At 65.2% G+C, this 14,599-nt stretch carries 12 protein-coding genes and 1 pseudogene; 6 read left to right on the top strand and 7 right to left on the bottom strand.

Annotated elements, in window-relative coordinates; translation table 11 throughout:
* Positions 1 to 40: 40 nt before the first annotated feature.
* The 3 genes from FJ974_RS03205 to FJ974_RS03195 all read left to right on the top strand — a co-directional run bounded on the left by FJ974_RS03205 (position 41) and on the right by FJ974_RS03195 (position 5,133).
* Positions 41 to 343 carry a cupredoxin family copper-binding protein gene (locus FJ974_RS03205; protein ID WP_140537472.1) on the top strand — a complete coding sequence of 101 codons (303 nt, stop codon included), beginning with the start codon at positions 41 to 43 and terminating at the stop codon, positions 341 to 343.
* A gap of 333 nt (positions 344 to 676) precedes the next feature.
* Positions 677 to 2,698: a hydantoinase/oxoprolinase family protein gene (locus tag FJ974_RS03200; protein WP_140537474.1), complete on the top strand. Its 2,022-nt coding sequence runs from the start codon at positions 677 to 679 to the stop codon at positions 2,696 to 2,698.
* 260 nt (positions 2,699 to 2,958) lie between these two features.
* Positions 2,959 to 5,133, top strand: coding sequence for a malate synthase G (locus tag FJ974_RS03195; RefSeq protein WP_140537475.1), 2,175 nt, complete (start codon positions 2,959 to 2,961; stop codon positions 5,131 to 5,133).
* A gap of 295 nt (positions 5,134 to 5,428) precedes the next feature.
* Here FJ974_RS03195 and FJ974_RS03190 read toward each other — a convergent pair whose 3' ends face one another.
* Positions 5,429 to 6,310 carry an SMP-30/gluconolactonase/LRE family protein gene (locus FJ974_RS03190; RefSeq protein WP_140537477.1) on the bottom strand — a complete coding sequence of 294 codons (882 nt, stop codon included), beginning with the start codon at positions 6,308 to 6,310 and terminating at the stop codon, positions 5,429 to 5,431.
* A gap of 177 nt (positions 6,311 to 6,487) precedes the next feature.
* Complete coding sequence (locus FJ974_RS03185) at positions 6,488 to 8,020, bottom strand: YifB family Mg chelatase-like AAA ATPase (protein ID WP_140537479.1); 1,533 nt, start codon at positions 8,018 to 8,020, stop codon at positions 6,488 to 6,490.
* Positions 8,021 to 8,306: 286 nt separating this feature from the next.
* Here FJ974_RS03185 and FJ974_RS03180 point away from each other — a divergent pair, with 286 nt between their 5' ends.
* A complete protein-coding gene (locus FJ974_RS03180; RefSeq protein ID WP_140537481.1) occupies positions 8,307 to 9,194 on the top strand; it encodes a metal-dependent phosphohydrolase in 888 nt (295 codons plus the stop codon).
* On the opposite strand, the gene FJ974_RS03175 is transcribed toward FJ974_RS03180, so the two are convergent.
* Both FJ974_RS03175 and FJ974_RS03170 read right to left on the bottom strand, forming a co-directional pair.
* The gene (locus FJ974_RS03175) at positions 9,191 to 10,285 is read right to left on the bottom strand and encodes a cyclic nucleotide-gated potassium channel (protein ID WP_140537483.1); all 1,095 of its coding nucleotides are present in this window, start codon (positions 10,283 to 10,285) and stop codon (positions 9,191 to 9,193) included. The two genes, FJ974_RS03180 and FJ974_RS03175, sit on opposite strands and share 4 nt — an antisense overlap.
* Positions 10,286 to 10,513: 228 nt before the next feature.
* Positions 10,514 to 10,734: pseudogene (locus FJ974_RS03170) on the bottom strand (glutathione synthase); the annotation flags it as partial.
* Between the two features lie 241 nt (positions 10,735 to 10,975).
* Between FJ974_RS03170 and FJ974_RS03165 the strand changes: the two are divergent.
* Both FJ974_RS03165 and FJ974_RS03160 read left to right on the top strand, forming a co-directional pair.
* Positions 10,976 to 11,410 carry an ester cyclase gene (locus FJ974_RS03165; RefSeq protein WP_226891456.1) on the top strand — a complete coding sequence of 145 codons (435 nt, stop codon included), beginning with the start codon at positions 10,976 to 10,978 and terminating at the stop codon, positions 11,408 to 11,410.
* 3 nt (positions 11,411 to 11,413) lie between these two features.
* Positions 11,414 to 12,028 (top strand): TetR/AcrR family transcriptional regulator, encoded by a 615-nt coding sequence (locus tag FJ974_RS03160; protein WP_140537487.1) that lies wholly within the window; start codon positions 11,414 to 11,416, stop codon positions 12,026 to 12,028.
* 78 nt (positions 12,029 to 12,106) lie between these two features.
* Here the strand turns inward: FJ974_RS03160 and gshB are convergent, their stop codons facing one another.
* From gshB to FJ974_RS03145, 3 genes are all read right to left on the bottom strand, one after another.
* The gene (gshB, locus tag FJ974_RS03155; RefSeq protein WP_140537489.1) at positions 12,107 to 13,048 is read right to left on the bottom strand and encodes a glutathione synthase; all 942 of its coding nucleotides are present in this window, start codon (positions 13,046 to 13,048) and stop codon (positions 12,107 to 12,109) included.
* A gap of 78 nt (positions 13,049 to 13,126) precedes the next feature.
* A complete protein-coding gene (locus tag FJ974_RS03150) occupies positions 13,127 to 13,504 on the bottom strand; it encodes a GtrA family protein (protein WP_140537491.1) in 378 nt (125 codons plus the stop codon).
* On the bottom strand, positions 13,501 to 14,511 hold the full coding sequence (locus tag FJ974_RS03145) for a glycosyltransferase (RefSeq protein ID WP_140537493.1): 1,011 nt from the start codon (positions 14,509 to 14,511) through the stop codon (positions 13,501 to 13,503). Before FJ974_RS03145 ends, FJ974_RS03150 begins: the two co-directional genes overlap by 4 nt.
* Positions 14,512 to 14,599 lie beyond the last annotated feature (88 nt).

The raw sequence follows: 14,599 nt of genomic DNA, 5'->3' as shown, positions 1-14,599 counted from the left end.
GTTTCAGGATGAGGACTTGCGCTTCAGGAGGAGATCCATCATGCGCACCATGCTCGTTCTTGCTCTGCTCGCCTTCGCAATGCCCGCCTATGCCGCCAATCATGCGGTCCAGATCAAGGACATGAAATTCCACCCGGCCAAGATCAATGTCGCCGTCGGCGACACCGTGACGTTCACCAACGCCGATTCCAAGACCCACACCGCCACGGCGGACGACGGCTCCTTCGACACCGGCCAACTCGCCAAGGGCAAGAGCGCTAAGGTCAAGATATCGGCCGCCGGCGCGCATCCGTTCCATTGCACGATCCACAGCTCGATGACGGGCACCGTCACGGCGAAGTAGGAAACGCCGGCGCTTGAAGGACTGCTGCGCAGGCCGGCGCGAGGCCCCCCTCTCTGCCCTGCCGGGCATCTCCCCCTCAAGGGGGGAGATTGGCAGCTTGGACGCCGACGCCCCTTTGCGACGTTGGCGATTGGAGAAAGCGCCGGCGACATCTGATCTCCCCTCTTGAGGGGGAGATGGCCGGCAGGCCAGAGAGGGGGGCCTCGCGCCGACGTCTCCAATAAATATCCCGGCGCCCTCCCCTCTTGGCCCACTTCTCCCACCTTTATCCGCCAGCCGGTATCCGCTAAGGGGCAGGCACCAAAGCTCTTGCTCCCGGACTGCCAACCCGAAATGACCGCCAAGCCTCCCCCTATCTTCCTCGGTATCGACACCGGCGGCACCTACACCGATGCAGTGCTGTGGTCGGAACAGGGCGGCCCGCGCGGAAAGGTTCTTGCCAAGGCGAAGTCGCTCACCACGCGCCATGATCTGGCCGTCGGCATTTCCGGCGCGGTCGATGCGGTGCTGGAGAAGGCCGGCACCGATCCGGCCGCGATCAAGCTTGTGTCGATGTCCACGACGCTTGCCACCAACGCGCTGGTCGAGGGCCAGGGCGGCCGCGTGGCGCTCATCATGATCGGATTTTCCGAGGCGGACCTTGCCCGCGACGGGCTGAAGACGGCGCTCGGCACCGACCCGGTGGTGTTCTGCCCCGGCGGCCATGACGTGCACGGCAATGCGGCGAAGCTCGATCTTTCCGGCCTGGAGGCCGCCCTGCCGGAGCTTGGGCGATCGGTATCGGGCTTTGCCGTCTGCGCCTATTTCGCCACCCGCAACCCGGCGCATGAGCTCGCCGCCAGAGACCTCATCCGCGAAAAGACCGGGCTGCCGGTCACTGCCAGCCACGAATTGTCGGCCAAGCTCGGCGGCCCGCGCCGCGCGCTGACAACGCTGCTCAACGCAAGGCTGATCTCGATGATTGACCGCCTGGTGGCGGCGACCGAAGGCTTTCTCGCCCGGCGCGGCATCGCCGCCCCCCTGATGGTGGTGCGCGGCGACGGCGCGCTGGTCTCGGCGGCGTTCGCCCGCCAGCGGCCGATCGAGACGATCCTATCCGGCCCCGCCGCCAGCCTGGTCGGCGCCCGCCACATGACCGGGCTCGACGACGCCGTCGTCTCCGACATCGGCGGCACCACCACCGACGTCGCCGTGCTCGACGCCGGCCGGCCGCGACTCGATCCGGAGGGCGCCACCGTCGGTGGCTTCCGCACCATGGTCGAGGCGGTCGCCATGCGCACCTTCGGCCTCGGCGGCGATTCGGAAGTGGCGCTGGAGGACGGCGCGCTCAACCCGAAAATCCTGCTCGGGCCGCGCCGCCTGGTGCCGCTGGCGCTGGCCGGCATGGCGCATGGCGAGGCCGTCACCACCGAGCTGGAACGGCAGCTGCGCGCACCCAATCCCGGCCGCATGGACGGCCGCTTCGCGGTGCGAACCGGCGTGCCGGACCGGCTCGCCGCCGGGCTGACCGCGCCGGAGGCAAAACTCTACGAGGCGATCGGCGCCACGCCGCTTTCGCTCGACCGGCTACTGACCTCCAACGCCCAGAACGCCACCTTAAACCGGCTGGTCGCGCGCGGTCTCGTGCACATATCGGGCTTCACGCCGTCCGATGCTGCCCATGTGCTGAGCAAGCAGGCCAACTGGGATGCCGCCGCCGCCCGCCTCGGCGCCGAGCTCTTCGCCCGCAAGCGCGACGGCCGCGGCCAGGCGATCGCCGCCACGCCGGAGGCGCTTTGCGAGCGCGTGCTGGTGACGCTGACGCGCTGGTCGGCCGAATACATCCTCGAAACCGCCTTCGCCGAGGACGGGCTGGATGGCGCTGCCACCGTCGCGCATGCGCTGGTGCAGCGCGCAGTCGACGCCCATCCCGGCATTGCTCGGCTGAGCGTCGCGCTCGACCGCCCGGTCATCGGCCTCGGCGCCTCGGCGCCGCTCCACTATGCCGGCCTGCCGCCGCTGGTCGGCAATGGCTGCGTGGTGCCGGAGGATACCGACGTCGCCAATGCGCTCGGCGCCGTCGTCGGTCAGGTGCGCGTCTCGGCCGAGGCGCGCGTCAGCCAGCCCAAGGAAGGGCTGTTCCGGCTGGCATCGGGGCAAACGGTGCGCGATTTCACCGACGAGGCGAAGGCGATCGCGGCGGCGGAAGCCGATGTACGCGCTATCGTCGCCGAGCGCGCCAGGGATGCCGGCACCGACAGCGCCGAGATCGACGTGGCGACCGAGTTCAGGGTTTCCACAGTCGAGAGCCAGCGCATGTTCATCGAAGCGCATGTGGTTGCGGTGGCCTCGGGCAGGCCGCGGATTGCGGTGTAGCGCCAAATCTCCCCCCTTGAGGGGGAGATGTCGCCGAAGGCGACAGAGGGGGTCGCCGCGCGTGGAGCGCCGGCGTGATCTGCGCCAAAGGGACGTTGGCGCTTCATGCGCTAGGACCCCCTCTGGCCTGCCGGCCATCTCCCCCTCAAGGGGGGAGATTCGCTAACCGCCAAAATCCTCCCTACACCCTAAGCTGAATTGACCCTCGCCCTCCGACATGCCAAACGCCCGGCCAAGCCTTACCATCTGGAGAAGCCCTGATGACCGACCGCATCGAGATCGCCGGGTTGCGGATCGCCCGCGAGCTGCATGATTTCGTCGCGCAGGAGGCCGCGCCGGGCACCGGTATCGACCCGGACGCCTTCTGGACCGGCTTTTCCGCCATCGTGCACGACCTCGCGCCGAAGAACCGCGCCCTGCTCGCCAGGCGCGACGCCATGCAGGAAAAACTGGACGCCTGGTACCGCGCCAACGGCGCGCCGGTCGACATGGAGGCCTACAAAACCTTCCTGAAGCAGATCGGCTATCTGATGCCGGAAGGCCCGCCCTTCAGCGTCTCGACCGAGCACGTCGACCCGGAAATCGCCGTGGTCGCCGGGCCGCAGCTGGTGGTGCCGGTGATGAATGCGCGCTATGCGCTCAACGCCGCCAATGCGCGCTGGGGCTCGCTCTACGACGCGCTTTACGGCACCGACGCCGTTCCCGAGACCGGCGGCGCCGGGAAGGGCAAGGGCTTCAACCCCGTGCGCGGCGCCAGGGTAATTGCCTGGGCGAAGGATTTCCTCGATCAGTCGGTACCGGTGACAACGGGCAAATGGGCCGGCGTCAACGGCATTTCCTTTGTCAACGGCATGCTGCGGCTGGGCGAGGGCGCCGGCGCCACGACGCTGGCCGATCCCAGGCAATTCGTCGGCTATCGCGGCGATGCCGCCACCCCGGAAGCCGTGCTGCTGGTCAGGAACGGCCTGCATATCGAGATCGTCATCGACCACGCCAACCAGATCGGCAAGACCGATCCGGCCGGCATTGCAGACATTATCCTGGAATCGGCTCTCACCACCATCCAGGACTGCGAGGATTCGGTCGCGGCGGTCGATGCACGGGACAAGGTCGTCGTCTACCGCAATTGGCTCGGCCTGATGAAGGGCGACCTCGCCGAGGAGATCACCAAGGGCGGCAAGACTTTCACGCGCAAGCTCAACCCCGACCGTTCCTACACCTCGCGCGGCGGCGGCACGCTCACCCTGCCCGGCCGCTCGCTGATGCTGGTGAGAAACGTCGGTCACCTGATGACCAACCCGGCCATCCTCGATCGCGACGGCCACGAGGTGCCGGAAGGCATCATGGATGCCGCGCTCACCGCACTGATCGCGCTGCACGACGTCGGCCCGAACGGACGGCGCGCCAATTCCCGCGCCGGCTCGATATATGTGGTGAAGCCGAAGATGCACGGGCCGGAAGAGGTCGCCTTCGCCGTCGAGATCTTCGACCGCGTCGAGGCGCTGCTCGGCATGGCGAAGAACACCATCAAAATGGGCATCATGGACGAGGAGCGGCGCACCACGATCAATCTCAAGGAAGCGATCCGCGCCGCGAAGGAGCGCGTTGTGTTCATCAACACCGGCTTCCTCGACCGTACCGGCGACGAGATTCACACCTCGATGGAAGCCGGCCCGATGATCCGGAAGGGCGACATGAAGCAGGCCGCCTGGATCTCCGCCTACGAGGCCTGGAATGTCGACATTGGGCTCGAATGCGGGCTCGCCGGCCATGCCCAGATCGGCAAAGGCATGTGGGCAATGCCGGACCTGATGGCGGCGATGCTCACCGAGAAGATCGCGCATCCCAGGGCCGGCGCCAACACCGCCTGGGTGCCGTCGCCGACGGCGGCGACGCTGCACGCCACGCATTATCACAAGGTCGATGTGCACGCCGTGCAGGCGGCGCTGAAGGGCCGGCCCAAGGCCAGGCTCGACGACATTTTGTCGGTGCCGGTGGCGGTGCGGCCGAACTGGACGCCGGACGAGATCCAGCGCGAGCTCGACAACAATGCGCAAGGCATCCTTGGCTATGTCGTGCGCTGGATCGACCAGGGCGTCGGCTGCTCCAAGGTGCCGGACATCAACGATGTCGGCCTGATGGAGGACCGCGCCACGCTGCGCATCTCCTCGCAGCACATCGCCAACTGGCTGCGCCACAAGGTCTGCTCGGAAATCCAGGTGCGGGATTCGCTGCAACGCATGGCGGCCATCGTCGACCGCCAGAATGTCGGCGACCCGCTCTACCGGCCGATGGCGCCGGATTTCGACAATTCCATCGCCTTCCAGGCCGCCTGCGACCTGGTGTTCAAGGGGACTAGCCAGCCAAACGGCTACACCGAGCCGGTGTTGCACAAGCGGCGGCTGGAGCTGAAGGCGCGCGACAGGGTGGGATAGGCCCGGCGTCCTCCTCACCCTTGAGGGGATCGCAACCGCATATAGCAGCGCCTGCCCCCCACTCCGTCCGCTGCGCGGCCACCTCTCCCCCATGTCCATGGGGGAGAGGAAACCCAAGCCTTTCAAGCCGCGACCCCGGCGGCTGGCATTTCCTCTCCCTCACCGAAGGTGGGGGAGAGGTGGCTCGGCGAAGCCGAGACGGAGTGGGGGAGCGCCATATGCGATTGCCCTGCCCTCGAGCGGGAGGGGGGCGTCGCGCTTCCCGGGTGCGAGAAATCGCCCGGCTTGCGATCGATCAGAAATTGGTGATGGCGTAGACCTTGCCGGGATAGGGCGCGCCCGACTTGTCGTCGACGGCGGTGACATACATCGTCTTGCCATCGGCGGAGAAGGCGAGGTTCGGCGCGGCGGCGGACGGCACGTCGATTTTCTTGACCAGCTTTTTCGTTGCCGGGTCGACGACCAGGATGCGGCCCGCGCTGTACTCGCCGATATAGAGGTTGCCATCAGGCCCGAGCTTGACGCCATCCGGGTAGGCCTCCGGGGGTTCACCCAGCGTGTAGAGACGCAGGAATAGCTTGCGGTCGGACAGCGAACCATCGTCACCGATGCTGAACTGGATCAGCCGGTTGGCCTCGGACTCGTTGACGTAGAGGGTTTTCCCGTCCGCCGAGACAACCAGCCCGTTGGCGTAATGGATGTCTTTCGCGACGACCTTGATCGTGCCGTCCGCGGCGACATGAACGACCTTTCCGACGATGGGATCGGTCTCCCAGGGTCCGGACAGGCTCACATAAGCGCCGCCGTGCTTGTCCAAAGCGATATCGTTGGGACCGAGAAGCTTGTTGCCCTCGTCGTCCTTGTCGATCGTCAGCTTGGTCTTGCCCGCGGCATCGGTGAGGATGATGGTGCCGATGTCGTAGCCGGCGATGATGAAGCCGTCGCCGAACCGCTGCACGGAATTGGCGCCCGAATCCTTCTGAGACCACAGCTGGGTGAGCGCCTTGCCGTCCCATTTGTCGATTTCCCCGGCGCCATACTGGGCGAAGTAGAGGATACCGTTTTCGACGAACGGGCCCTCGGGAAATTTTGCATCGGCATCGATGACCTTGATGTCGGCGGCCTGGGCGGAGCCCATGCCGACAACGAGCGAAAAAATTGCGATGGATAGCTTCATGTCTCTTCCCCTGATTGAGATCGGTTGTTTGGCATCGATCTTCTTCGGCCGGCCTTCTGGCGCCGTTCGCGCTTGCCTCGCACGTCTGCCGCCGGGCCGGGCTGTTCCGCTGACCCTATGCTTGACCTGGTCCGGTGTACAGGGAGGCGGCCCTTGTGAGAAGGACAGCGAACGATCCTACGCCGCCTGCGCCACGCGCTCCGCACTCATCCGGTAGGAAATCGCTTCGGCCAGATGGATGCGGCCGACCGTCTCGCTGGCGTCGAGGTCGGCCAGCGTGCGCGCCACTTTCAGCACGCGATGATAGGCCCGCGCCGAAAAGCCGAGCTTCTCGCTGGCGTCCCTGAGCAGGGTCAGCCCCGCGGCATCGGGTTTGGCGATGTCCTCGATCACTGACGGCGAACAATGCGCATTGGTGGTGGCGCTGGTCACGCCGAGCCGCTCGAAGCGCTCGCGCTGGATGATGCGGGCACGCGCCACGCGCTCAGCCACCGCAGCACTCGTCTCCGCCCTGTCGGGCCTGATCAGGTCGTTGGCCGAGACCGCCGGCACCTCGATCCGAAGATCGATGCGGTCGAGCAGCGGGCCGGATATGCGCGCCTGGTAATCGGTGCGGCAGCGCTCGCCGCGCAGGCAGCGATAGCCCGGCTCGCCCGACATGCCGCAGCGGCACGGGTTCATCGCCGCCACCAGCTGGATGCGCGCCGGATAGGTGACGCGATAATTGACCCGCGCGATCATGCAGTCGCCGGTCTCCAGCGGCTGGCGCAGCGCGTCGAGCACCTGCGGCGTGAATTCGGGAAATTCATCGAGGAAAAGCACGCCGTGATGCGCAAGCGACACTTCGCCCGGCCGCGCCCTCATGCCGCCGCCGACCATCGCCGCCATCGAGACCGAATGATGCGGGGCGCGGAACGGTCGCCGGTCTGTCAGCTTGCCTTCGCCGAGCTCGCCCGCAACCGAAGCGATCATCGAGACTTCGAGCAGCTCCTTCGGCGCCAGCGGCGGCAGGATCGACGGCAGCCGCTGCGCCAGCATCGATTTTCCGGATCCGGGCGGCCCGACCATCATCAGATTGTGCCCGCCTGCGGCCGCCACCTCCAGCGTCCGCTTGGCGCTTTCCTGGCCCTTGATGTCGGCAAGATCCGGCAGGTCGCGCGCCGCAAGCTGGATGCCGGCCTCGGGGCGCGACAGCACCTGCGTGCCGCGGAAATGGTTGGCGATGGCGATCAGGCTGCGCGGCGCCAGGATATCGAAATCCTTGCCGGCCCAGGCTGCCTCCGGCCCGCAGCCGAACGGGCAGATCAGGCCCTTATTCTCCGCATTGGCGCCGATCGCCGCCGGCAGCGCGCCGGCCACCGCCGCGATGGTGCCGTCGAGCGAGAGTTCGCCGAGCACCACATAGCCGGCCAGCATGTCGCCCGGGATGGCGCCGAGCGCCGCCATCAGGCCAAGCGCGATCGGCAGGTCGTAATGGCTGCCTTCCTTGGGGAGATCCGCCGGGGCCAGATTGACCGTCACCTTCTTCGACGGCATCGACAGGCCGGACGCATGCAGCGCCGCCTGCACCCGCTCGCGGCTCTCGGCCACCGCCTTGTCCGGCAGGCCGACGATGTGCATGCCGATCTTGCCCGGCGCGATCATCACCTGGACATCGACCGGCACGGCCTCGATGCCCTGGAAAGCGACCGTGCGAACCCGCGCCACCATTTTGTCTCAAGCCCCCGGATACCGGCTCGCATGCGGCCCTGCGATCATGGCGCGTGCGAGGTCAAAGCCAGACAACCACAGATTTTCGCTTTGGGCAAGAACATTACAGGAACATTTGCCGCAAAGGATCGTCGGCCACGCGCTTTGCCTCGACACAATCCCGGAGCACGCCGGCAATGGCGGCGCCGCAAACGCGGCACCTCGCGCACGCAATGCTGGAACCGTGCTACGGTGTCCGCCGCGCGGTGCGACTTGTCATGCCTCAAAGCGGTCAGGAACGATTGTCATGCTCAATCCAATCTCCATCATGGCCAACCGGCTCGGCGACTATCTGTCAGAACTCTATCTCCAGTATTTCTCGCATCGCCATCCGGAATATGCGAGCTACATGGGCGGGGCGGCTCGCCTTGTCCTGGAGCGCATCGGCAGTTCGAACGCGCTCTATCACAACATCGAGCATACGATGATGGTTACGCTCGCTGGCCAGCAGATAATCCGCGGCCGGCTGCTTTCGGAAGCCCTGACCCCCGATGACTGGCTGCATTATACCTGCGCGCTGCTCGTCCACGACATTGGCATGGTGCACGGCGTGTGCGAGGGCGACACCGAGGAAAGCTTCGTCATCAACGAGGCCGGCGACCGCTACACGCCACCGCGCGGCGCCTCCGACGCCGTGCTTGCGCCCTATCATATCGACCGTGCCAAGATGTATGCGCGCCAGCGTTTTGCCTCCTCGAAGTTCATCGACGAGGAGCGCATTGTCGAGGCGATCGAGATGACGCGCTTTCCGGTACCGAACGATCCGGCCTACCGGGTCACCAACACCGAGCCGGCGCTGGTCAGGGCCGCGGACCTGATCGGCCAGCTCGCCGATCCCTTCTACCACCGCAAGCTGACGGCGCTGTTTGCCGAGTTCTCCGAGATCGGGACGGCGGAAAAGCTCGGCTGTAGGACTGCCGCCGATCTCGGTGCGATCTTCACCGATTTCTTCACGCTGCAGGTCGAGCCCTATATCGGCGACGCGATCCGCTATCTGGAGCTGACGACGGAAGGCAAGCAGTGGATCGCAAACCTCCATAGCAACCTCTTCCAGTCCGGGCATCGTCCGGCCAAGATCGGGCCGTTCCCGGGCGTATCGCAGCCGACTTCGGGGAGCCTTTCGGTGGTAACTTAAGGGCCAGAGGTTGTTTCCTTTTTTCCGCCCGTCGCCGCGGCGCGGCGCCGTTCGAGCGCGGTCTTGCGGATGATTTCCGCGATTTCCGGGCTGCTGCTGCACAGCATCTGGAAATCCACCGCGTGCAGCGACAGGAGTGAGACCACCGTTGCGGCGCTGACGGTCGCCGCACGCGGTTCGCCGCTGATCAGCGCCATCTCGCCGAAGAAGGCGCCGGGGCCAAGCTCCACCGGGTTCGGCGTCGCGACGCTGACGCGCCCCTCAACGACGAAGAACATCTGATCACCGCGCTCGCCAATGCGGCAGATCACGGCGCCCGCCGGCAGGATGCGAGGTCTTAACGCGCGCACGATCTCGACCAGCACGGCCGGGCCGAGCTTCTGAAACAACGGCACGCCGGCGACCAATTGCCAATTACGGACGAAATCCCCGCGACGGACTTCTTGATAGAAGCCGGTGGCAAGAATGCCAGCCCAGAGCGCGAAGATGCCGATGCCGCTCATCATGACCGCCCCGGCAAGGACGCGGCCGGCGAAGCTTTGCGGAATGGCGTCGCCATAGCCGGTGGTGGACAGCGTCACCACCGCCCACCACATCGCCTGGGGGATGCTGCCGAACTTTTCCGGCTGAATGTCGCGCTCGATGACATAGGCCGCGAGCGCGACGGCGAACAGAACGACGCCGAACAGCGTGGTGACGCCGATCAGGTTGCGCGCTTCGTTGGCCAGGACCCTGCCCAGCACCGGGAAGAACGTGGAGTCGCGCAGCGGTTTCAGCAGCCAGACAGCACAGTAGAGGCTCCGGTCGGGCGTGCCGACGAGCACAAACGCGGCGAGTGGAACCAAAACCGCGAGCACATCAATGGCGATTACCGGCGTACTGTTCCGTGCGTCTCCCGCTCGGTGCTTGAGCAGTGTCGCGGCCATTTGCAGGAGATAGACGCCCCAAATGACGGCAAGCAGGACAGTCAGAGCCAGTCTGCTTCGTCCGGGCAAGTCCGGCATGGTGAGCGCAGCCACCGCCAGAAGCCCAGGCGCAGCCAGCACCGCGTTGAGCGGCGCGTAAATTCTTAGGAAAGGCAATACCGACATTCTGTTCCCACGAGCGGCTACTCCCGACAAAATAGAATGCTTCAAAGCAAGCGCAAAGGTGCTCGCTGTCGCCGCGAATGGTCCGAATGTGCCGGTCGTCAAGACGGACAGCGGTCAGGCATCACATGTCGGCTACGTCGTTTCCGACACCATCTTCCGTCAGGAATTGCGTTAAAACAAGGAGATAGAGTGGTTCTTCTCCGTGAAACGCTATGGGCGAACGGCCAGCTATCGCCTTTTGTCCTCCACGCAATCCCGGAACAGGCTTGCAATATCGGCGCCACCGAACGCTTCACCTCGCGAATGCGGTCGGCGAGGTCACGTTGATCTCGGTCATATAGTCGCCGGTTCACGTCGGTGCCGACCAGGATGAAGCCGCGCTGCTTCAGCGACGGGCCGATGCTGGCGCAGATCTCGCGCTCGCGCTCCCTCAGCTTGGTCCCTTCGGCCACCGATTCTGCAATCAACGGCAGGCGATGCTTTGCCAGGACAACCATGGATTTCAGGAGCATCCATGACTGGAACTCGAATCCAATAACGAAACTGAATCTATTAATAAGATTTTTATTGCAATGAGACGTTAATCTCATTATGCGAGCTGCGTCTACCAAACCCACCATGAAGTAGGGGTCGATATTCCACCGCAGCGGCGTCAAGGCCGCGGCTTCCCCTTCCTTCTCACCGAAAACGATGAGGACCAAGATGATGCTTACCCCCCGGGACATGGATCGGAAGATTGATGAGCATTTCGGCTTCGAAGCCAGCGACAACATCGAAGGCGTGCTGCAAACGCTGGCCGAGGACGTCGAGCATGATGTCGTCGGCTGGCCTTTTGGTCCCTCCCATGGACGGGACGCGGCCCGCGCCTTCTACGATGCCACCTTCTCGGATCTCTCAGAAAGCTCGGTCAAATGCATTCGCAGGCTTTACGGCAGCGACTTCCTCGTCGATGAGTCATTGTGGCGCGGCCGCGCGCCGGGCCGGCCCTTTGGCCTTGAAGGCCGCGATCGGCCTTTGGAGTTCCGGCTGCTCCATGTCATAGAGTTCAACGATCGGGGCGACATCAGGCGGGAAAACGTCTGGCTCGACCTTGCGGCAATCATGCAGCAACTGCCACAGGACTGACCAATGACGGGAGTGGGTAAGGCCGGACGGCCGAACCAGCGGCGGCGAACCCGCAAGGACCTGCTCGAGGCCGCGACACGGCTGATCAAACTGGGCCGGCAACCGGTGCTGGAAGATGTCGCGGCGGAGGCGTTGGTCTCGCGGGCCACCGCCTACCGCTACTTCCCGAGCATCGACGCGCTGCTTCTGGAAGCCTCCATCGACATCGCCGTGCCCGGTCCGGAAGAGCTGTTCGGCAACGAGTCCTCGACCGATCCGGTGGCGCGCGTCGAGCGCGCCGACCGGGCGCTGCACGACATGATCCTCGCCAACGAGGCTCCGCTGCGTGCAATGCTGGCGCAGTCGATCGAACGGCGGGCCAAAGCTGTCGACGATGGTGATCTCCCAGCCCGTCAGAATCGCCGAACGCCGCTGATCGAAGCGGCTCTCGAGCCTGCACGCGGTCGATACGACCCGGAAGACTTCGACAGGCTGGCGAAGGCGCTGGCCCTTATTCTCGGTCCGGAGGCGATGGTGGTGTGCAAGGACGTCTTGCAACTCGATGATGCCGAAGCGCGTGAAGTGAAGCGCTGGGCCATTAGGACACTGGTCACGGCAGCGCGCAAACAGCAGGTCTGATCGGCCGCATGGTCGGATCGCGCCATTGAGCATGCGCGAGACCGCACCCGCTCGTCGCATGCAGGGTTGCCGGGCGGCCTACCCCCGCTTCCCCTCCACGCAATCCCAGAACAGGCTGGCAATATCGGCGCCGCCAAAACGCTGCACTTCGCGAATGCCGGTCGGCGAGGTCACGTTGATCTCGGTCATATAGTCGCCGATGACGTCGATGCCGACCAGGATGAAGCCGCGTTCCCGCAGCGACGGGCCGATGCTGGCGCAGATCTCGCGCTCGCGCTCTGTTAGCTCGGTCTTCTCGGCGCGGCCACCGACATGCATGTTGGAGCGCGAATCATGCTCTGCCGGCACCCGGTTGATGGCGCCCACCGGCTCGCCGTCGATCAGGATGATGCGCTTGTCGCCCTTGCGCACGTCCTTGAGGTAGCGCTGCACGATGTAGGGCTCGCGGAACAGCTGGCCGAACATTTCGAGCAGCGAGGCGAGGTTGCGGTCGGCCTCGTGCAGGTGGAAAATGCCGGCGCCGCCATTGCCGTACAGCGGCTTGACGATGATATCGCCGAACTCCTTGCGGAAGGCGGCCACCTCCAGCGGGTCCTTGGTGATCAGCGTCTCCGGCATCAGCTCCGGGAATTCGGTGACAAAAATCTTTTCCGGGCTGTTGCGCACCCAGGCCGGGTCGTTGACCACCAGGGTCTTCGGATGGATGCGCTCCAATATGTGGGTAGTGGTGATGTAATTCATGTCGAAGGGCGGATCCTGGCGCAGCAAGATCACGTCCATCTCGGAAAGGTCGGTCCGCACCTTTTCACCGAGGGAATAGTGGCTGCCCTTCTCGTCGCGCACCTGCATTTCCTCGACGCGCGCGAACACCTTGCCGCCCAGCATCGACAGCCGGTCGGGCGTGTAGTGGAAAAGCTGGTGGCCGCGCCGCTGCGCCTCCAGCGACAGCGCGAAGGTGGTGTCGCCGGCGATCGACACGGTGGAGACATGGTCCATCTGGACGGCGATCTTGAGCGGCATCTTCGGTCTCCACGAGCTTTGCCGCCGATATAAGGAAATCGGCGGCATCTGCCAATCGTGCTTGCTTGGTGCAGAAGCTCAGCGGTCGAAGACCAGCCGCGAATAGCCGAGGAAGGAGAGCGCCATGGCCAAGGCCGAGGCGATGGCCAGCGCCGCGAGCGGCGGCATGGCCGGCAGCGCCAAAAGCATGGCGCAATAGACGAGATAGTTAACGATGCTGGTGGCGATGCCGACGCCGCCGTAGCGCGCGCCTTCCTGCGCGATGCCGCGGCTCGACGGCGCGAAGGTCAGGTGACGATTGAGCTGCCAGGTGATGCAGAGCGCGAAGCCGATCGACAGCACGCGCGCCGCCAGCGATCCGAGCGGCGTCACGCTGAGCAGCAGCCAGAGTGCTGCCGCATCGGCGACGAAGCCGATGCCGCCGGCAAACAGGAAGCGGGTGAGGCGGCTCGTCATGCCGCCCGCGGGGCCTTGCCCGGCGCGCTCTTTGGCAGGGACTGCTCGCCGGCGCTCGGGCGGCGTTCCACCCGCCCTGACGGGATCGACAAATAGAAGATGCGCTTCTGCTCGGCGCGGCCGCGCGAAACGGAGTCGAGGATCAGTCCGGTCACCATCGACAGCATGGACAACAGCAGCATGCCGACCGACAGCACCCAGGTCGGCATGCGCGGCACCAGTCCGGTCTCGGCAAACTCGATCAGCACCGGGATCATCAGGCCGATGCTGGCTGCCAGGAAGAACAAGGCGAAGGTGCCGAAGAAACGCAATGGCTGCGTCTCCTTCACCAGCATGGCGAACATCCAAAGGATCCTGGCGCCGTCGCGAAAGGTCGACAGTTTCGACGACGAGCCTTCCGGGCGGCGGCCGTAGTCGAGCGCCATTTCGCTGACCGGCAGCTTGAGCTGCGAGGCATGCACCGACATCTCCGTTTCGATCTCGAAGCCGCCGGAGACGGCCGGAAAGCTCTTGACGAAGCGCCTGGAAAAGACCCGGTAGCCGGAAAAAATGTCGGTAAAGTCGGTGCCGAACAGGCTCTTGTAGAGGCCGTTGAAGATACGGTTGCCGAAAGCATGGCCGGAGCGGCCGGCATCGTCGGTCACGCCGCGCCTGGTGCCCACCACCATGTCGCAGCGCTCGGTCAAAAGCGTGTTGATCAGCTGCGGGGCGTCTTCCGGCGCATAGGTGCCGTCGCCATCGGCCATCACATAGATGTCGGCGTCGATATCGGCGAACATGCGGCGCACGACATTGCCCTTGCCCTGGCGCGGCTCGCGGATGACGACGGCGCCGGCCGAGCGGGCTTTCAGCGCGGTGAGATCCTTCGAATTGTTGTCGTAGACATAGACGGTGGCTGCCGGCAGCGTCTCGCGGAAGCGCCGCACGACCTCGCCGATCGTCAGCTCCTCATTGTAGCAAGGCAGAAGCACGGCGATGGCCGGCTCGTAACGGACTTCCTGCGGCATGCTTGTCTCCGGATGCCTGATCCAGTCTCCGGCCGCGCCAAATGCCCGGCCCTGTCAGGCCGCTTTACTATTTATTGAAGCCGTTAAG

The organism is Mesorhizobium sp. B1-1-8 (genome assembly GCF_006442795.2).
Lineage (GTDB): Bacteria > Pseudomonadota > Alphaproteobacteria > Rhizobiales > Rhizobiaceae > Mesorhizobium.
Note: the sequence above shows the minus strand (reverse complement) of the source record. Positions and strands in the feature narration are given on the sequence as shown.